Source organism: Roseateles depolymerans, assembly GCF_003387155.1.
GTDB classification, from domain to species: Bacteria; Pseudomonadota; Gammaproteobacteria; order Burkholderiales; family Burkholderiaceae_C; genus Roseateles; species Roseateles depolymerans.
Genome location: NZ_QUMT01000003.1, coordinates 321,239 through 339,415, shown reverse-complemented (window position 1 = coordinate 339,415; position 18,177 = coordinate 321,239). Strand labels below are relative to the sequence as shown.

The 18,177-nt window shown below is 66.6% G+C and carries 19 protein-coding genes; 12 read left to right on the top strand and 7 right to left on the bottom strand.

Annotated features, from left to right (window positions below):
- Positions 1-185 precede the first annotated feature (185 nt).
- Positions 186-1,019: an alpha/beta fold hydrolase gene (locus DES44_RS15325; RefSeq protein WP_058933856.1), complete on the top strand. Its 834-nt coding sequence runs from the start codon at positions 186-188 to the stop codon at positions 1,017-1,019.
- Positions 1,020-1,250: 231 nt separating this feature from the next.
- Here the strand turns inward: DES44_RS15325 and DES44_RS15320 are convergent, their stop codons facing one another.
- Positions 1,251-2,009, bottom strand: a complete 759-nt coding sequence (locus DES44_RS15320) for a DUF695 domain-containing protein (protein ID WP_058933857.1) — start codon at positions 2,007-2,009, stop codon at positions 1,251-1,253.
- A gap of 128 nt (positions 2,010-2,137) precedes the next feature.
- Here DES44_RS15320 and DES44_RS15315 point away from each other — a divergent pair, with 128 nt between their 5' ends.
- The 3 genes from DES44_RS15315 (at position 2,138) to DES44_RS15305 (ending at position 4,134) form a co-directional block, all read left to right on the top strand.
- On the top strand, positions 2,138-2,971 hold the full coding sequence (locus tag DES44_RS15315) for an enoyl-CoA hydratase-related protein (protein WP_232309922.1): 834 nt from the start codon (positions 2,138-2,140) through the stop codon (positions 2,969-2,971).
- Between the two features lie 210 nt (positions 2,972-3,181).
- Positions 3,182-3,931, top strand: a complete 750-nt coding sequence (locus DES44_RS15310) for a hypothetical protein (RefSeq protein ID WP_147307104.1) — start codon at positions 3,182-3,184, stop codon at positions 3,929-3,931.
- A complete protein-coding gene (locus DES44_RS15305) occupies positions 3,928-4,134 on the top strand; it encodes a hypothetical protein (RefSeq protein WP_058933860.1) in 207 nt (68 codons plus the stop codon). The genes DES44_RS15310 and DES44_RS15305 overlap by 4 nt, the downstream gene beginning before the upstream one ends.
- Before the next feature lie 86 nt (positions 4,135-4,220).
- Here DES44_RS15305 and DES44_RS15300 read toward each other — a convergent pair whose 3' ends face one another.
- Together DES44_RS15300 and DES44_RS15295 are read right to left on the bottom strand one after the other, a co-directional pair.
- Positions 4,221-4,556 carry a hypothetical protein gene (locus DES44_RS15300; protein WP_058933861.1) on the bottom strand — a complete coding sequence of 112 codons (336 nt, stop codon included), beginning with the start codon at positions 4,554-4,556 and terminating at the stop codon, positions 4,221-4,223.
- Between the two features lie 322 nt (positions 4,557-4,878).
- A complete protein-coding gene (locus DES44_RS15295; RefSeq protein ID WP_083525329.1) occupies positions 4,879-5,616 on the bottom strand; it encodes a TetR/AcrR family transcriptional regulator in 738 nt (245 codons plus the stop codon).
- Between the two features lie 129 nt (positions 5,617-5,745).
- Here DES44_RS15295 and DES44_RS15290 point away from each other — a divergent pair, with 129 nt between their 5' ends.
- The 8 genes from DES44_RS15290 to DES44_RS15255 all read left to right on the top strand — a co-directional run bounded on the left by DES44_RS15290 (position 5,746) and on the right by DES44_RS15255 (position 13,823).
- On the top strand, positions 5,746-6,702 hold the full coding sequence (locus DES44_RS15290) for an ABC transporter ATP-binding protein (protein WP_058933862.1): 957 nt from the start codon (positions 5,746-5,748) through the stop codon (positions 6,700-6,702).
- Positions 6,699-7,484, top strand: a complete 786-nt coding sequence (locus tag DES44_RS15285; RefSeq protein WP_232309923.1) for an ABC transporter permease — start codon at positions 6,699-6,701, stop codon at positions 7,482-7,484. Before DES44_RS15290 ends, DES44_RS15285 begins: the two co-directional genes overlap by 4 nt.
- Positions 7,485-7,499: 15 nt before the next feature.
- Entirely contained in the window at positions 7,500-7,766 is a 267-nt protein-coding gene (locus DES44_RS15280) for a BolA family protein (protein ID WP_058933863.1), read from the top strand.
- A 94-nt stretch (positions 7,767-7,860) separates the two neighbouring features.
- Positions 7,861-8,517, top strand: a complete 657-nt coding sequence (hisG, locus tag DES44_RS15275; RefSeq protein WP_058933864.1) for an ATP phosphoribosyltransferase — start codon at positions 7,861-7,863, stop codon at positions 8,515-8,517.
- Positions 8,518-8,534: 17 nt separating this feature from the next.
- Positions 8,535-9,857 (top strand): histidinol dehydrogenase, encoded by a 1,323-nt coding sequence (hisD, locus tag DES44_RS15270; RefSeq protein ID WP_083525330.1) that lies wholly within the window; start codon positions 8,535-8,537, stop codon positions 9,855-9,857.
- Between the two features lie 139 nt (positions 9,858-9,996).
- Complete coding sequence (locus tag DES44_RS25985; protein WP_058933865.1) at positions 9,997-11,547, top strand: methyl-accepting chemotaxis protein; 1,551 nt, start codon at positions 9,997-9,999, stop codon at positions 11,545-11,547.
- Between the two features lie 20 nt (positions 11,548-11,567).
- On the top strand, positions 11,568-12,179 hold the full coding sequence (locus DES44_RS15260; protein ID WP_058933866.1) for a 3'-5' exonuclease family protein: 612 nt from the start codon (positions 11,568-11,570) through the stop codon (positions 12,177-12,179).
- Between the two features lie 231 nt (positions 12,180-12,410).
- Positions 12,411-13,823 (top strand): MFS transporter, encoded by a 1,413-nt coding sequence (locus tag DES44_RS15255; RefSeq protein WP_083525332.1) that lies wholly within the window; start codon positions 12,411-12,413, stop codon positions 13,821-13,823.
- A 67-nt stretch (positions 13,824-13,890) separates the two neighbouring features.
- On the opposite strand, the gene DES44_RS15250 is transcribed toward DES44_RS15255, so the two are convergent.
- The 4 genes from DES44_RS15250 to DES44_RS15235 all read right to left on the bottom strand — a co-directional run bounded on the left by DES44_RS15250 (position 13,891) and on the right by DES44_RS15235 (position 18,170).
- Positions 13,891-14,673 (bottom strand): hypothetical protein, encoded by a 783-nt coding sequence (locus DES44_RS15250; RefSeq protein ID WP_058933868.1) that lies wholly within the window; start codon positions 14,671-14,673, stop codon positions 13,891-13,893.
- Between the two features lie 299 nt (positions 14,674-14,972).
- On the bottom strand, positions 14,973-16,361 hold the full coding sequence (locus tag DES44_RS15245; protein ID WP_058933869.1) for a class II fumarate hydratase: 1,389 nt from the start codon (positions 16,359-16,361) through the stop codon (positions 14,973-14,975).
- Positions 16,361-16,795 (bottom strand): hypothetical protein, encoded by a 435-nt coding sequence (locus DES44_RS15240; protein WP_147307103.1) that lies wholly within the window; start codon positions 16,793-16,795, stop codon positions 16,361-16,363. The genes DES44_RS15245 and DES44_RS15240 overlap by 1 nt, the downstream gene beginning before the upstream one ends.
- Positions 16,796-16,964: 169 nt before the next feature.
- A complete protein-coding gene (locus DES44_RS15235) occupies positions 16,965-18,170 on the bottom strand; it encodes a DUF1501 domain-containing protein (protein WP_058937195.1) in 1,206 nt (401 codons plus the stop codon).
- Positions 18,171-18,177 lie beyond the last annotated feature (7 nt).

The following is an 18,177-nucleotide window of genomic DNA, read 5'->3' as shown; positions in this document are numbered from 1 at the left end:
GACAAACAGGCAACTCAAGGAGTCCTCAGGTGTCCACACCTTCCCCGTTGAGCGCCGCGGAGCTTTCGCGTCGCGACCTTTTGTTGAGTGGCGCAGGCCTGGCGGCGTCCCTGGCGTTGCCGGGCGCAGCACTTGCCGCCGCGTCCCCATCCTCCCCATCCCATCATCCGCAAGGAGAGCAATCCATGAGCAGCAGCTTCGTCACCACCAAGGACGGCGTCCAGATCTACTACAAGGACTGGGGCGACAAGTCGGCCCAGCCGGTGGTCTTCTCCCACGGCTGGCCGCTGAGCTCGGACGACTGGGACACCCAGATGCTGTACTTCCTCCAGAAAGGCTACCGCGTCATCGCCCATGACCGCCGCGGTCATGGCCGCTCCAGCCAGGTGGCCACCGGCCACGACATGGACCACTACGCCGACGACCTGGCCGCCGTGACCGAGCACCTGGACCTCAAGCGCGCCATCCACGTGGGCCACTCCACCGGCGGCGGCGAAGTGACGCACTACATCGCCCGTCATGGCAGCAAGCGCGTGGCCAAGGCTGTGCTGATCGGCGCCGTGCCCCCCATCATGCTCAAGACCGCGGCCTACCCCGGCGGCCTGCCGAAGGACGTGTTCGACGGCATTCGCGCCGGCATCGCGGCCAACCGCTCGCAGTTCTACAAGGACCTGACCATTCCCTTCTACGGCTACAACCGTCCGGGCGCCAAGGTCTCCGAAGCCATCCGTGACCACTGGTGGCTGCAGGGCATGGCCGGCTCCATCGTGGCGCATTACGAAGGCGTGAAGGCCTTCTCCGAAACCGACTTCACCGAAGACCTGAAGAAGATCGACGTGCCCACGCTGATCCTGCACGGGGATGACGACCAGATCGTGCCGATCGCCAACTCGGCGCTGCTGTCGGCCAAGCTGGTCAAGGGCTCGACGCTGAAGGTCTATCCGGGCCTGCCGCACGGCATGTGCTCCACCCATCCGGAAGTGATCAACCCGGACCTGCTGGCCTTCTTCAAGGCCTGATCACCCGGCATGCGCGTCCCGCTCCCCCTCGCGGCGGGGCGCCTGCAACCCGGCTTCGGCCGGTTCAGTGACTGAGTCTCTGAGTTCGTGTTTGACCGCCGCATCGCCTTCCCGGGTGATGCGGCGTTTTTTATGGCCTGGCCCGAGGTGGGCGGGCAGGCGGGCAGCGGGGCAGGCCTCGGAGGCCGCATGCTCGGGCCGCTGGCCCGGTCCTCCGGGCGGTCCTTGCGCTCAGGCGTTCTGCTCAGACTCCTGGACCTCACAGCCCCAGCCGTCGTATTCGCCGCCGTGACGGCGGGCGGCTTCCCACAGCGGCAGCGTGAGGTCGTCGATGGTGTCGAAGGCGGGAATGTCGATGCGCGCCAGCTGGACGCTGAAGGGATCTTCATCCGACGTCCTCACCGGCCCTTCGACACAGGTGAAGCCCTGCTGCACGGCTTCCGTGATGTAGGCCTGTGCCGAAGCTTCGTCGGCAAAGTAAGCGAAGTGATCCAGCAGACGCGGCTCGGTCAAGGCATCGCCCAAGGCCTCGAGCCGGCTGCACACCTGGCGGTTTTCCAGGCGCTGCCGGTCTTCGGGGCCGGGCAGCAGGTCGTTGAAGTAGGTCGTCCACTGCGGGTCTTCGTGGGTGCCGAACTTGTAGCGATAGTCGGGGTGGCGGGCCATCACCTGTGCCACCCGCGCCTCCCAGGCTGCGGGGTCGGCCACGTAGTAATGGAAGTCGCGATAGCCGCGCGTGGTGATGCGGCCCACGAAGCCGATGTCTGCGGACGCCACCTCGGCGTTGAGTTCATCTTCCAGCGCGCAGAGCCGGTCGAATTCTTCGGCGCTGGAGAGCCCGTCGTCACGCGGCTGGTTCATCGTCAAGCGCAGCATCGCCAGGTGGGGAAGGTCGAGCCTGGGCGCTTCGTCCTCGATGCCAAAGTCCACGAAAAGGGAAGCGGGCGCGTCGTCCAGGTGAAGGACATAAAAATCCCATTGGTCGGTCATGCAGGGCTCCAGCGTCTGGGGCGATGAAAGGTCGGGTGCCCATTGTGCAGGCGTCGCCAACCGGACGTGGACCTGCGCGGGCTTTGGCTAGGATCAGGCGCTCTCAGACCTCACTCATGGAGACGCGCATGGACTGTTTCAGCCTCACGGAAGACGCGGGCGTTGCCCATCTGGTGATGAACCGGCCGGCCGAGATGAACACCATGTCGCCGCAGATGTGGCGGGAGCTGGAGACGCTGCTGGATCAGATGCACCGCAGTACCACGGTGCGGGCGCTGGTGATCTCCTCCACCGGCCGGCATTTCAGTGCGGGCATGTCGCTGGACGTCTTCAAGAACGGCGGGGTGCAACTGGACGACAGGACGGCCGAAGGCCGAGCGTCCATCGTGGACCTGCTGGCCGACATGCAGCAGGCCTTCAACCGGCTGGACGACCTGCGCGTGCCGACGGTGGCGGCCATCCACGGCGGCTGCATTGGCGGCGCGGTGGACCTGGTGGCCGCCTGCGACATCCGCCTGGCCAGCAGCGACGCCTTCTTCTGCATCCAGGAGATCAACATCGGCATGACGGCGGACCTGGGCACGCTGCAGCGGCTGCCCAAGTTGATGCCGCTGGGCGTGGTCAAGGAGCTGGCGTACACCGGACGTCGCATGCCGGCATCGCGCGCACTGGCAGTGGGGCTGGTCAACGAGGTGCTGGACACGCAAGCGGCCTGCGTGGAAGCGGCGCTGGCCTGCGCGCGGGAAATTGCGCAGAAGCCGCCGGTGGCAGTGTGGGGCAGCAAGCAGGCGATGCATTACGCCCGCGACCATGGCGTGAAGGACAGCCTGCAGCAGATGGGCTGGCTGCAGGCGGCCATCTGGCAGAACGCCAACCTGATGGAGGCGTTTGCCGCGGCGCAGGCCAAACGCCCTGCGGTGTTCCCGGACCTGGCACCGCTGAAGTTTTTCCGCGAGGGGTGACCGGCAAGCGAGTCGCGAACTACCCAAGCAGGTGGGACTGCGACAGGTCGCAGTTAACGCATCTAGGCAATTGAGGACAGCGCAGAGGCACGGGACACTGCGTGCCATGACCTGCGAACACCGGCGAATGTCCCCTTGCTGCCGACTGGCTTGCCTTCGGCTGCGCCACATCGTGCGCCAGATTCCCCCAGCCCAGTCAGGCATCCGTGCGTGATGATTGAACTGGTGACAAGCAAGCTGCATGGCTTCAAAAGCCAGATGCGCAGGGAACTGGCTTGGCGACTGCCCGGCAACCGTTGTAGGTACGACTGTGAGTTGATGAAACTGCCGGTGATGCAGGTCTTCGCTAGACCCGTGCTGAACAATCGGTTGGTCGATGACTTCCAGCTTCAATCGATCGCCATGGCGCCGTCCGATGGCGCCTTGGAGACCTGGTTTGACGAGGACGAACAGCAGTTTGGTCTGGAAGTCAGACGCTCCAGATTCATCGAACGGAATCAGTCAGTTCGGAGCTTCATCAAGCGAGACGAAGAGGGCTTCTTCCTGCACTATGACTCAGTGCTGTTAGCCGAAGACGCTCCAGCCGGGTTTGGGGCAGTTGCCTTTTTTCGGGCCGCGCAAGCGGCAAAGGCGATGGGCCTGACGCGAGTAGTGCTGGATGCAGTAGGAGGGGCAGGCTACAAAATGGGTATCGAAGGAGGATGGTGGAGGGAGTACAACGGGTACTACTCTTGGCCCCGCTTCGGTTTTGATGCCGAGATCACGCCATCCACGCGCGAGCGTCTGAAGGAGACTTCCTTTGATCAAACAGCTACGCGCTTACTTGATCTCATTGAATGGAGCGCCGACTGGTGGAAACATCATGGAGCTGGTGGACCCATGGTGTTCGACCTCAAGCCTGGAAGTCGCTCGTGGCATACTCTTTCCACTTACCTCAGACAGAGGAAGCTTTTGCGATGACCGCCCTTTCATTCATCCGTGAAATTTTCCAAGCAGCCCGGCGCGACTCGGCTGCAGCCCGGGTGTGCACTCCAGGTCGCTCGCAGCGCATCGTGAATCTTGACGAGATGCAGCTCTCCGCTCGTTTAACGGAGGAAGAGCGTCGGCAGCGGGTGCTGCACGGCCATGTCGCCGAGATGACCGAGCGCCAAGCCGGTCTTTGAGCAGCCCCCTCAGTCTCGAAGGCACCGAGCGCCCAGCCTTGCTGGGCTTTGTTTCTGTGTAGGGAGGCGAAAGACCGTCCTCGCGCTTATTTGCTCGCTGCCTTGGCACCCACCTTGGCTCGGCCGGCGGCGGTCGGATAGGCCTCCATCACCCGCACCGGGTCGGCACTGGCCAGGAACTGGCTGTATTGCTTGGCCGCGCAGTCCAGCGGTTGGCCGTCCTTGGCTTCGCCGCGGTATTGGCCCTTGCTGTAGACGAAGCGGAATTCGTTGTCGGCAGCGGGCGCGTCGAACTTGACCTGCTTCTGGGCAGCGCATTCCGCGCGCAGGGACTTGGCTTCGGCCGACTCGGCCGTGGCGGCTTGGGCCATCGAGGCCAGGCTCAGGGACAGAACGGCGGCGGTGGTCAGCAGGCGGTTCATGGAATGCACTCCAGGGAATCAGTCGGATGTCAGGATGGCCGCTGCATCACTCGGTGAACCAGCACACTGACGCGCAGCGTGACCGGCAGAGGAAGCAGTGCAACGTATCCCTAGCTTATAGGGTTGCTTTTTTCGGCGCCAACCATATCCAGGGGGTGTGGGCGCTCCCTGATTCAGGGTTTTTTCCGAGGAATCGACCGCCACGTGCTGCTAGCGCCTTCGAGCGTGCGTCAGGCAACGCGCCCGTGAACTGCTCGCGATGCAACGCGTGCGATGCATCGCATGGGATACAGCGCTTGGGATGTCTGCGATACGCCGTGCGTTAACCCTGGCCGCCCGACTCGCCCGAAGCAGCGCCCGAGGTGGAGCCCGACGACGGCCGCCCCCCACCGGACGCAGCGCCCGGCGTGGACTGATACTGCCCCGCCAACTGGAACAGATGCTCCCGCGAGGCCGGCTCCAGATACGGCAGCAGCAGCCCCAGCACATGGAAGGCGCCCCGCATCAGCGCCTCGCCCGCCCGCTCCGGCTCCAGCGCATTGCGCGGGTCCCGCACATATTCATAGCTCAGCCAGTAGCTCAGCAGCACCACCATGGCATTGGCCGTCGGCACGGCCTCGCGCACCTGCATGCTCAGCGCGCCGCCCTGCTGCAAGCCGGTCAGGATGCTGACCATGGCCTGGTTCTTCTGGCTCAGTACATTCTGGAAATGCGTCTCCAGCTTGCGGTTCTTGGACAGCAGGTCGTTCAGGTCCCGGTACAAAAACCGGTGCTGCCAGATCAGCTCGAACAGCATGTGGAAGAACAGCCAGGCGTCCTCCACATTGCGCACGGTCTCGGTGGCGGTCAGCAGCTCCGACAGGGCCCGCTCATACTTGCCAAACAAGGCATTGATGAGCTCGTCCTTGGCCGGATAGTGGTAGTAGAGGTTGCCCGGTGAAATGCCGAGCTCCGCCGAGATCAGCGTGGTCGACACATTCGGTTCCCCGAAGCGGTTGAACAGGTCCAGCGTGACTTCGAGGATGCGTTCGGCGGTGCGGCGCGGCTTCTTGGTGGCCATGGGGGATACATACGGATTTGCGGCGATTCTGTCATCAAGCTGACGGGTCCGTGCGCTACGCAGGCCCTACTTCGTGGGGCAATTCCCCAAATCAGCGGGTTCCTGGCCGCCTCCCTACAATCCACGCCCATGCCCGTTAGCTCCCCTCCCACGCCGGCGCCGCTGTCGCCGCCGGCCGGCGGTCCGCCCGCCCTGCGTTTCGACACTGTCAGCAAAACCTACCGTTCCGGCCAGGTCAAGGCCCTGGACCAGGTCAGCTTCGACATCCAGCCCGGCGAATTCTTCGGCCTGCTCGGTCCCAACGGGGCCGGCAAGACCAGCCTGATCAGCATCCTGGCCGGGTTGTCCCGCGCCAGCGGCGGGTCGGTGTCGGTGCTGGGCCATGACGTGGTGGACGATTACGCCGAGGCCCGCAAGCGGCTGGGCATCGTCCCGCAGGAGCTGGTGTTCGACCCCTTCTTCAGCGTGCGCGAGACGCTGCGCATCCAGAGCGGCTATTTCGGGGTTCGCAACAACGACGACTGGATCGACGAGCTGCTGCTGAACCTGGGCCTGGCGGACAAGGCCCACTTCAACATGCGCCAGCTCTCCGGCGGCATGAAGCGCCGGGTGCTGGTGGCCCAGGCGCTGGTGCACCGGCCGCCGGTCATCGTGCTGGACGAGCCCACCGCCGGTGTGGACGTGGAGCTGCGTCAGACGCTGTGGCAGTTCATTGCCCGGCTGAACCGCGAAGGTCACACCGTGCTGCTGACCACCCACTACCTGGAAGAAGCGGAGGCCCTGTGCCACCGCATCGCCATGCTCAAGCAGGGCCGCATCGTGGCGCTGGACCGCACCTCCGAGCTGCTGGCCGGACGTGCCTCGACCATGCTTCAGTTCAAGACCGACGCGGCCCTGCCGGTGTCGCTGCGGGACCAGTCCCGCATCACTGGCCGGATCGTGCAGATCAAGGCCCACGACGCGACCGAGGTGGAGCACATCCTGGCCACGCTGCGCGAAGCGGCCTGCCCGGTGGAAGATCTGGAGATCGGCCGCGCCGACCTGGAAGACGTGTTCCTCGAAATCATGCAAGGAGCACACGCATGAGCGGCGGTCTCTTCAGCGGCATGCGCCTGTCCGGCGCCCGCACCCTGTTCTACAAGGAAGTGCTGCGTTTCTGGAAGGTCGGTTTCCAGACCGTCGGCGCCCCGGTCCTGACGGCCGTGCTCTACCTGCTGATCTTCGGCCATGTGCTGGAAGACCATGTGAAGGTGTACGGCACGGTGGGCTACACCAGCTTCCTGATTCCGGGCCTGGTGATGATGAGCGTGCTGCAGAACGCCTTTGCCAACAGCTCGTCTTCGCTCATCCAGAGCAAGATCACCGGCAACCTGGTGTTCCTGCTGGTGACGCCGCTGTCCCACTGGGCCTGGTACCTGGCCTATGCGGGCGCGTCGGTGGTGCGGGGCCTGATGGTGGGCCTGGGCGTGTTCCTGGTCACCTGCTGGTTCGCGCCGCCGGGGCTGGCGCAGCCGGTGTGGATCCTGGTGTTTGCGGTGCTGGGCGCCGGCATGTTGGGGTCGCTGGGTCTCATCGCCGGGCTCTGGGCGGAAAAATTCGACCAGATGGCCGCCTTCCAGAACTTCATCATCATGCCGATGACCTTCCTCTCCGGCGTGTTCTATTCGGTGCATTCGCTGCCGCCGTTCTGGCAGGGCGTGAGCCATCTGAATCCGTTCTTCTACATGATCGACGGATTCCGCCACGGCTTCTTCGGCGTCAGCGACGTGTCCCCCTGGACCAGCCTGGCCGTGGTCGGCCTGAGCTTCTGCGTGGTGGCCGGCACGGCGCTGGAGCTGCTGCGCCGCGGCTACAAGATTCGCGGCTGAGGGTAAACTCGCGCCATGGCTGATCCGACCCCCACCGAAGTGCAAAGCTATATCGCCCAGGGCCTTCCCTGCACCGAACTGCAGGTGGAAGGCGATGGGCGCCATTTCTTTGCCACCATCGTGTCGGCCGAGTTCGAAGGTCTGAGCCGGGTGCGCCGCCATCAGCGGGTGTATCAGGCGCTGGGCGACCGCATGCGCGAGCAGATCCACGCCCTGTCCATGAAGACCCTCACGCCCGCCGAGTGGGCCCAGCAGGGCACCGCCCTGCATCATCATCCCTGACAGCCACCCAGCTTTGAACAGCGGGTGGCGGTGTGGCGCCGTCCGGTGATCCCGCTGCCGTCCCGCTGAACCGAACGTTCAACGAGGACACAGCATGATCACCCTGGCGCTTTCCAAGGGCCGCATCTTCGAAGAGACCCTGCCGCTGCTGGCGGCCGCCGGCATCGAGGTGCTCGAGGATCCCGAGAGCTCTCGCAAGCTCATCCTGCCGACCAACCAGCCCGACGTGCGCGTGGTGCTGGTGCGCGCCACCGACGTGCCCACCTATGTCGCCTATGGCGGCGCCGACATCGGCGTGGCCGGGCGTGACGTGCTGATCGAGCATGGCGGCGCGGGCCTCTATCAACCCCTGGACCTGCAGATCGCCCGCTGCCGCATGAGCGTGGCCGTGCGCGACGACTTCGACTACCAGGGCGTGGTGCAGCAAGGCTCGCGCCTTCGCGTGGCCACCAAATACACCAGCATCGCCCGGCAGCATTTCGCCGAGAAGGGCGTGCACGTTGACCTCATCAAGCTGTATGGCTCCATGGAGCTGGCCCCGCTGACCGGGCTTGCGGATGCCATCGTCGACCTGGTCTCCACCGGCAGCACCCTCAAGGCCAACCGGCTGGTGGAAGTGGAGCGCATCATGGACATCTCGTCGCGCCTGGTGGTGAACCAGGCCGCGCTCAAGCTCAAGCGCGAAGCCTTGAAGCCCCTGATCGACGCCATCGCCGCGGCCGTCGGCCAACCCACCGCCCGTACCGCCTGAGTTCCGGAGAGCCCGCCATGCTGAACCTTCGCACCCTGCACACCACCGACAGCGACTTCGAAACCGCCTTCCGTCAGGTGCTGCACTGGTCGGCCGACACCGATGCCGAGATCGAAGGCCGGGTGGCCGACATCCTGGCTGCGGTGCGTCAACGCGGCGACGCTGCGGTGCTGGAATTCACCGCGCGCTTTGATCACCTGCAGGTGGCCTCGGTGGCCGCGCTCGAGCTGACCCGCGACGAACTCAAGGCCGCCTTCGACGGCCTGCCGCCGGAACAGGCACAGGCCTTGAACCAGGCCGCGGCCCGGGTGCGCAGCTACCACGAGCGGCAGAAGAAGGCCTGCGGCGAAAGCTGGAGCTACCGCGACGAGGACGGCACGCTGCTGGGCCAGAAGGTCACGCCGCTGGACCGGGTGGGCATCTACGTGCCCGGCGGCAAGGCGGCCTATCCCTCCAGCGTGCTGATGAACGCGATTCCCGCGCAGGTGGCGGGCGTCCCGGAAATCATCATGGTGGTGCCGACGCCGCGCGGCGAGAAGAATCCGCTGGTGCTGGCCGCGGCCTATGTCGCGGGCGTGCATCGCGCTTTCACCATCGGCGGCGCGCAGGCGGTGGCGGCCCTGGCCTACGGCACGGACACCATCCCCCGCGTGGACAAGATCACCGGACCGGGCAATGCCTATGTGGCCAGTGCCAAGAAGCATGTGTTCGGCCAGGTCGGCATCGACATGATTGCCGGCCCCAGCGAGATCCTGGTGCTGGCCGACGGCACCACGCCGCCCGACTGGGTGGCGATGGACCTGTTCAGCCAGGCGGAACACGACGAGCTGGCCCAGAGCATCCTGCTGTGCCCGGACCTGGACTACATCGGGAAGGTGCGCGAGGCCATCGAACGGCTGCTGCCGGGCATGCCGCGCCAGGCGGTGATCCGTGCGTCGCTGGAAGGCCGTGGCGCGCTGATCCACACCCGCTCGATGGAAGAGGCCTGCGAGATCAGCAACCGCATCGCGCCGGAACACCTGGAAGTGTCCAGCCGCGATCCGCATCGCTGGGAGCCCTTGCTGCGTCACGCCGGCGCCATTTTCCTGGGAGCCTTCACCAGTGAATCGCTGGGCGACTACTGCGCGGGGCCCAACCATGTGTTGCCGACCTCCGGTACGGCCCGGTTCTCGTCGCCGCTGGGGGTGTACGACTTCCAGAAGCGCTCCAGCCTGATCGAGGTCAGCGAAGCGGGGGCGCAGGTGCTCGGTCCGATCGCGGCGACGCTCGCGTACGGGGAAGGTTTGCAGGCTCATGCGCAGGCGGCCGAGTTCCGCCTGCGGCGCACGGCCGCCGATTGACGCCAGCGCGGCGAGGGGGCGCGACCCCCTTGCGAGAGAAGCTCCGTCCCCCGCACGGGTGCCGAGGGGTGAGACCTGTCCACAAGATGCACGAAGTGGCATAGCATGGACCCGCTCACACCAGACACAAGGACGTCGTATGCGGTTCTCGGATCTTCGCGTGGGTCTGCGCATCACCTTGGGGTTTGCCGCCGTGCTGCTGGCCACCCTGGTGATCGGCATTGTGGCCATCACGCGTCTGCAATTGATCCAGTCCAATGTCTCCGACATGGCCAATGACTGGATCCCCTCCATCAACGCCATCAACGCCTATCTGGTCAAGGCGAATGACCTGCGACGCGCCGAGATGGCCGCCGTCCTGCAGGAAAGCGACAGCGGCCTGGAGCAGGAACTCACCCGCATCCGCACGCTGCGGGAGACCACGCTGCCCGACCTGGCCAAGAAATACGAGGCGCTGATTTCCGTGCCGCAGGAGCAGGCGGTCTGGGACGACACCAAGGCCAAGCTCGCGTCCTTTCTTGCCCAGCAGGACCGGCTGATTGCCGCCCGCAAGTCCGGGGACCGGTCCGCCGCGGTGGCGCTGGCCATGGGGCCCTCGCTCGAAGGCTTCAGGGCGGTGGCCGACAACGTCCAGAAGCTGGTGGACATCAACACCCAGGGGGCGCAGGAGAGCTATCTGTCGTCGCAACGGGTGTACTCCACCGTCCTTACGACCATGGTGGTGCTGATCGTGCTGGCCCTGGCCGCTGGTGCCCTGCTGTCCTGGTATCTCACCCGCAGCACGGTGCAACCGCTCAACCAGATGGTGTCGGTGGCGCAGCGGGTGGCGGAAGGCAACCTCGCTGTGCAGGTGGACGTGTCGCGCCGGGATGAACTGGGTCAGCTGGCCAAGGCGCTGGCCGAGATGCGGGACTCGCTGAACCAGTCCCTCAGCACCGTGCGCACCAGCGCGGAGAGCATTGCCATGTCCAGTGGCGAGGTGGCCGCGGGCAGCAGCGACCTGTCCGCCCGCACCGAGCAGATGGCGTCCAGCCTGGAGGAAACCTCCGCCACCATGCAGGCCTTGACCGACACCGTGCGCCAGAACGCGGAGGCCACCCGCCAGGCCAGCCAGCTGGCGCTCAGTGCCAGCGAGGTGGCAGGACGCGGCGGCGCGGTGGTGTCACAGGTGGTCAACACCATGGAGGAGATCAATGCCTCGTCCCGCCGCATTTCGGACATCATCGGCACCATCGACGGCATTGCCTTCCAGACCAACATCCTGGCGCTGAATGCGGCGGTGGAGGCCGCGAGAGCCGGGGAGCAGGGCCGGGGCTTTGCCGTGGTCGCCGGGGAAGTGCGGTCGCTCGCGCAGCGCAGCGCCGAGGCGGCGCGGGAGATCAAGGGGCTGATCGGCACGTCGGTGGACCGGGTGGAAACCGGGGCGCGGCTGGTGGCCGATGCCGGCGAGACCATGCGCGAAATCGTGACCGCCGTCCAGCGGGTCACCGACATCATCCAGGAGATCTCCAGCGCCACGCAGGAACAGAGCACCAGCCTGGTCGAGGTCGGACAGGCGGTGCAGCGGCTGGATGAGGTGACGCAGCAGAACGCCGCATTGGTCGAAGAGTCCAGCGCTGCGTCCGAGTCTTTGCGGGAACAGGCGGGCAGTCTTAAACAGGTGGTGGCGCAATTCAGGCTGCAGGGGTGATGCGCGCCGATACTTCTGCGATGAACGAGATCTATCTCAGCACGGACATCGAAACCGACGGGCCGATTCCCGGCCCGCATTCGATGCTCAGCTTCGGAACGGCCGCCTACACGGCGGACAAACGGCTGATCGCCACCTTCTCCGCCAATCTGGAGACGCTGCCCGGAGCGACGCCGCATCCGGAGACTGCGGCGTGGTGGGCCACCCAGCCCGAAGCATGGCTGGCCTGCCGCACGAATCTTGAGAAGCCCGAAGCCGCCATGCGCCGCTATGTGGACTGGATCGGCACGTTGCCGGGCAAGCCGGTCTTCGTCGGCTACCCCGCTGGCTTCGATTTCCTGTTCGTCTACTGGTACCTCATCCGATTCGTCGGCAGCAGCCCGTTCAGCTTTTCCGCGCTGGACATCAAGAGCTACGCCATGGCGGTGCTGGGCACGGACTACCGCGCCACCACCAAACGCCACATGCCCAAGAGCTGGTTCGACCGGTTGCCCCACACCCATGTGGCCCTGGACGACGCCATCGAGCAGGGCGCCCTGTTCTGCAACATTCTGCAGGCCACGCCGGCCCGGCAGACGCGCCAGGGAAGTGGCCAGGGCAGTAGCCGGGGAGGTAGCCAAGGGAACGGCTGAAGAGTGGCCAAGCGGCGGTGAAGGGCTTGATGAAGGGGGCAAGGCATTGACCACCGTGTGTCTCATAGGGGCGATCCGCGACATGGCATGGTCGTCAATTGATTGACATTGTCAACGGTGTGCCCGTAAGCTGGTGGCCTCATTGTTGAGCCCCTGACGCCTGCCACGCCGCGGCTGGACCCGCGCCTGCGGACGTGCCAGCGCCCACCGCGCAGACGGACACCTTCCTTCATGTCGCTTGCCCCCCAAAGCCGCCGTGTGACCCTCGCCATCGCGGCGGTGATGTTCATGCTGGTGCTCGACGGCTCCATCCTGAACACCTCGCTGCCCGCGATCGCGGCGTCGCAGGGCGTGCCCGCACTGGCGCTCAGTGCGGTAGTGACGGCCTATCTGCTGGCCGCCTCCGCGGTTTTGCCCCTGTCCGCCTGGCTGGGAGAGCGCTACGGCATGCGACGCATGTTCCTGACGGGTGTGGGGGTGTTCACGCTCGCCTCCTTGTTGTGCGGGCTGGCCCAGACGCCGGGGCAGCTCGTGCTGATGCGGGTGGTGCAAGGGATCGGCGGCGGCCTGCTGTTGCCCATCGGCCGGACCATCGCGCTGCGCGGCGCCCGCAAGGAGGACATCGTCGGCATCCAGGCGCTGCTCGTCTGGCCGGCGCTGTTCGGGCCGGTGCTGGGCCCGCCCCTGGGCGGGCTGCTCAGCACCTATGCCTCGTGGCGATGGAACTTCCTGCTGAACGTGCCCGTCGGCCTGATGGCCATGACGCTGCTGGCCCGCTGGGTCCCAAGGGACGACGCAGGGACGCCGCGACCCCTGGATGTGCCGGGCTTGCTCGGCGCCGCTGGCGGCCTGACGCTGTTCATCGGCGGGGTGGAGTGGGTGTCCCACGACATGGGCGCTGCGCAGGGGCGCTTGCAGCCCTTCATGTGCGTGGCGGCGGGGCTGGCCCTGCTGGCCTGGACCGTGCGTCACCTGGGCCGGGCGAAGCATCCCGTGGTCAGCCTGAGCCCGTTCCAGCACGCCAGCTTTGCGGTGGCCACCACCGGCGGCACCTTGGCCTCCACGGCCATCCAGTCCACGCCCTTCCTGCTGCCGCTGCTGTTCCAGCTGGGCATGGGCCGGGATGCCGTGAGTGCGGGCGCGATGCTGCTGCCGTATTTCGCCGCCAATCTCGGCATGAAGACAGTCACCACGCCCATCCTGCAGCGCTTTGGTTTTCGGCCGGTGCTGTTGGGCGCTGGCTTGATCAGTGCCGTGAGCATTGCCGCGTTTGCGTGGGTGGATGCGCAGACGCCGTGGGTCCTTCTCATCGCGCTGCTGATCGTCAGTGGCGCGTCACGGTCCATGTCGATGACGGCCATCAACACGCTGGCGGTGGCGGAGCTGCCGCAGCATCAGCTGGGGGCCAGTTCGACGCTGGCCGCCATCTCCAGCCAGGTGGCGGGCGCCATGGGCGTGGCGGTGGGGGCGCTGGTGCTGGCCGTCAGCGCGCATCTGCAGGGGCGTGAGCATCCGGCAGTGGCGGACTTCTCGGCAGCCTTCCTCGTCGTCGCGGTATTCAATGCACTGGCCGTCCTGCAGTTCCGTCGTCTGCATCGCGACGCGGGTGCGGGGGTGTTGCAGGCACGCGCCAAGCGTTCTTGAATGTACGCCCTGAAGACTTGCCCTCTGGAACGTTAGCGCGACCGCACTGACGCCATCGCGCGGCGCTTCACTCGTCCGATTGCAGCGCCCGCTCCCAGATCGGCCGAGCTGCTTCAAAGATCGACCCCTGTCCGAGCGCGGCAGGGTCCCGCGCCAATTGCAGCCAGGCCAAGGTGTCGTGATGATCCCCGGGCACATAGTCGCGGCGACGCTCCGACACCAGCCATGCATGCAACTGCGCATACCGCTCGCCATGCTGCTGACGGATCCAGGCCAGTGCCACGAGATCGCCATAGCCTTCTTCCCGCCGCGTCGATTTCATCGAGCGGTAGGCTTCCTGCAACTCGGGACTGAGACCATCCGGCATCTGACCCGGACTGAAGCCGGCCGGCAGGCCAAACCAGGCGCCGTCCAGATATCGACGGCAATGGCCCAGCTCATGGGCCGCCATCAGCTCCAGCGCCGGCTGCTCCAGTCCTTGCGGCATGCGGTCCAGCACGGCCTGGCCTTCGGGATTGCCGCGCAGGCTCAGCACCAGCTTGCACCGGCCCTTCACGAAGCCGAGTGCCACGGGGGAATCGTCGGGTGAGGCTTGCGGCCGCACCGCCACATCCAGAGGCAGGCCGCTGCTGCGTGCCTCGCGGATGACGGGACTCATGCCGTCCACCCATCGCTGCTCCAGCGGCGTCAGGTCCGCGGCGTGGCTCGAGGCGGACCACCACAGTGCGCCGGCCACCAGCAGCCCCTGCAGGGCCACGGCGGCCAGGGCGCCGGCACGTCGCCGCAGGGGCTGCGTTCTGGAGGGCTGCCCCCGGGCAGTCTTGAGCGTGGGGAGATGGACAGTCTTCATCGCGGCTCGACCTGATTGCGTGGTGCGAGCCTTGATGGTGAAGCGCGAGACGCGACTGTGCACACCGGCGAGTGCGACAAGGCGGGCCGCACTGTGAAGTGATCCGCGCCGCGACGAAGTGCATCACGCGCCTGAGTCGGGCATCGATCGCATCCCTGCGACGAAGTGTGCATCCCGTCACAGGCGCGATGCTCGATGGCAACGGGCCACATCGTGGACCTGGCGCACTTGTCGGCCTGAACGCTTCAGGCCTGTCCAGGCCGCGCCAGGTCAGGCCGGTCGCGGACGGTGCAATGCGGTCAGAGTCCGCCATCGGTGAGCTTGGAAGGATCCAGCATCTGCTGAAGTGTGCTGCGGTCGATCTCGGTCATCTCCGCTGCCACGTCCAGGATCGGACGGTTCTCGGCATAGGCGCGCTTGGCAATGGCCGCCGCCTTCAGGTAACCGATCTCCCGGTTCAGCGCCGTCACCAGGATCGGGTTGCGCGACAGTGCCTCCTGCAGGCGGCTGGTGTTCACCCGGAAATCCTGGATGGCCTGATCCGCCAGCGCCCGCGACGCAGTGGCCAGCAAGGCCAGGCTGTCCAGCAGGTTGTGGGCAATCAGCGGCAGCATCACATTCAGCTGGAAGTTGCCCGACTGCCCCGCCACGGTGATGGCCGCGTCGTGGCCCATGACCTGGGCGCACACCATGGTCACGGCCTCCGGGATCACCGGGTTGACCTTGCCCGGCATGATGCTGGAGCCGGGTTGCAGCGCATGCAGCTCGATTTCCGCGAGGCCCGCCAGCGGACCCGAATTCATCCAGCGCAGGTCGTTGGCGATCTTCATCAGCGTCACCGCCACGCCCTTGAGCGCACCCGACAGCGCCACGGCCGTGTCCTGCGCCGACAGTGCGGCGAAGAAGTCCGGCGCTGGGCGGAAGGTCAGGCCGGTCAGTCCGGACAGTTCCTCGCAGAAGCGCTGCGCGAATTCGGGATGGGCATTGATGCCGGTGCCCACCGCGGTGCCGCCCTGGGCCAGCTCACAGACCGTGGGCAGCAGGGCGCGCAACTGGGTGCGGCGCGCGTCGACCTGCGCCATCCAGCCGCCCAGCTCCTGGCCCAGGCGCAGCGGCATCGCATCCATCAGGTGGGTGCGGCCGGTCTTCACATGGTGGCCGTCGCTGGCGATCTTGTCCTTGAGCACTTGCACCAGATGGTCCAGCGCGGGCAGCAGCTCGCCTTGCAGGGTCTGCGCCGCGCTGATGTGCAGCACCGTAGGGATGCTGTCGTTGCTGCTCTGGCCCGCATTCACATGGTCATTGGGGCTGACGGTCGTGTTGTTGCCCAGCAGGCGGGTCGCCAGGGTGGCCAGCACCTCGTTGGCATTCATGTTGCTGCTGGTGCCCGAGCCGGTCTGGAACACTTCCACCGGGAAGTGGCTCATCAGGTCGGGCGCCTGCAGCAACTGCGCGCTCGCCCGGTCGATGGCATGCGCGATGTCTTCGGGCAACTGCCCCAGGCTCAGGTTGGCCCGGGCCGCGGCGGCCTTTTGCTGCAGCAGGGCGCGCACGAAGCGCTCGGGCATCGGCTGGCGGCTGATGGCGAAATTGTTGACCGCTCGCTGTGTCTGGGCGCCATACAGGGCGTCCACGGGCACGTCGATCTCGCCCATGCTGTCACGTTCGATGCGGGTGGCGGACTTCATCAGGGTTCCTTCAAGGGACTTTGACTGAGGCACCACTGGAAGCGCTGCACACGGGCTGCCAGTGCGTCATCGGTGCGGGCCAGCGTCGCCAGCGCGGCCAGGGGCCGCTGGAGCTGGTCGAGGCAGGCCATGCGCCAGTGCCAGGGGAGGAGCGGGTTGTGGGCGGCGCTCCACAGCAGGCACAAGGCCTGTTCCTGCGCCGGGACTGCGGCCAGCACGCCGCAGCCGATCAACTGCTCGGTGGCCAGCTGATGCTGCCGCAGCAGGACCGGATCGTCCGGGGTCAGGCCGCAGGCGATCTTCAGTCCCAGCCAGCGCAGGCACTCCACACCGGGATGGTCGGCGGTATTGCCGTGCGGGTCATCCGCCCGAGGACGGGTCGGGAACCCTCCCGAACGGAAGAGTGGCGTGGCGGGGACGGGCATCGACGACATGGCGACTCCTGCGACTGCAGCCCCGGACCACCGGTGGCAAAAACGGACAGGAAGCTGGCGGGACGCTGGCAGCGGGAAGCACCGCCGGGTGGGGCTGCCCCCTTGCTGGGCAGGCGGCGCGCCTGCACACGGGGGCATACCCTGGGCGCGGGAGCCGTGCGCTGTCCGTTCAGATCAATGCCAGATCCCGCGGGGCCGCGCCGGGGAAGACGCGGGCGAGGGCCGCGTTGGACAAGCCGAACTGGCGCTGCCACAGCCCGCCCAGCACGGCGCGGTAGTCGTTGAGCACCGGATAGTCCCGGTTCTGGAACAGCGTGGTGGCGGTCAGGGCGATCTGCTCCCCCGCCATCGGGCCGCCCTGGGCCAGCCCACCGCCCAGCAGCCAGTAGACACTGCCGTGGCCATGGTCGGTGCCGCGGTTGCCGTTTTCGCGGAAGGTGCGGCCGAATTCGCTGATCACCATCACGGTGGTCTGACGCCACAGGGTCGGGCCCAGTTCATCGGCGATCGCCGCCAGCCCGCGTCCGAGTTCCTCGAAGCGGGTGGCCAGTGCGCCGGTGGCGCCGCCCTGGTTCACGTGGGTGTCCCAGCCGCCCACATCGATGAACCCGAGGCTGAAGCGCCCCCGCATCAGCGTGGCAATTCGCCGTGCTTCCAGCTCGAACCCCTTGGCCGGAATGGCATTGCGCCCGGCCGCGTCCATCTCCTGCTTCAGCCGCTCGGGGCTGAGGTCGCGCGCCAGTTCCTCGCGCAGCGTCAGGCCCTCTTCCACATTGCCCGATAACGCCTGGCCCTGGTACATGCGGCTGATCAGGTCGCGGCTGCGCGGGTCCACCGCCGGCTTGGCGGTGTTGCGCAGGGCGGCATTGGCAATGCGGGCCGGTCCGCGGAAGGCGATGGGCAATTGGTCGGTGAAGGACAGCGCCTGCTGGGCATCGAGTTCAGCGGCCAGGCGGTTGAGGAAGCCGGAGTTGTAGTCGCGCGAGCCGGTCAGGGGCTGGCCCATCTCGATGCTGTCCTGCGTCTCGAAATGGCTGCGGGTGAGGTCGTCGGTCCCGGCGAAGGGAATGAAGCGGGCCTGGCCGGCCTGCATCAGCGGATAAATGCTGTTGCGCAAGGCCGGATGCAGGCCCCAGTCGGCATTCACCGGCAGCGCGGTGTCCGGGCCCGGGCCTGGCCGCGCAATGGCGATGCGCGGGCGCTGCTCGTAGTAGAAGCTGCTGGAGACCGGCACCAGCAGGTGGGTGGCGTCGTAGCCGCCGCGCAGGAACACCAGCAGGAAGCGGGGCCGGTCCTGCCCGGCGGCGAAGAGCCGTCCACCGGACAGCCCGAGGGCGCCAGCCGCAACGGTCTGCAGCAGTTGACGGCGATGCATGACGCTC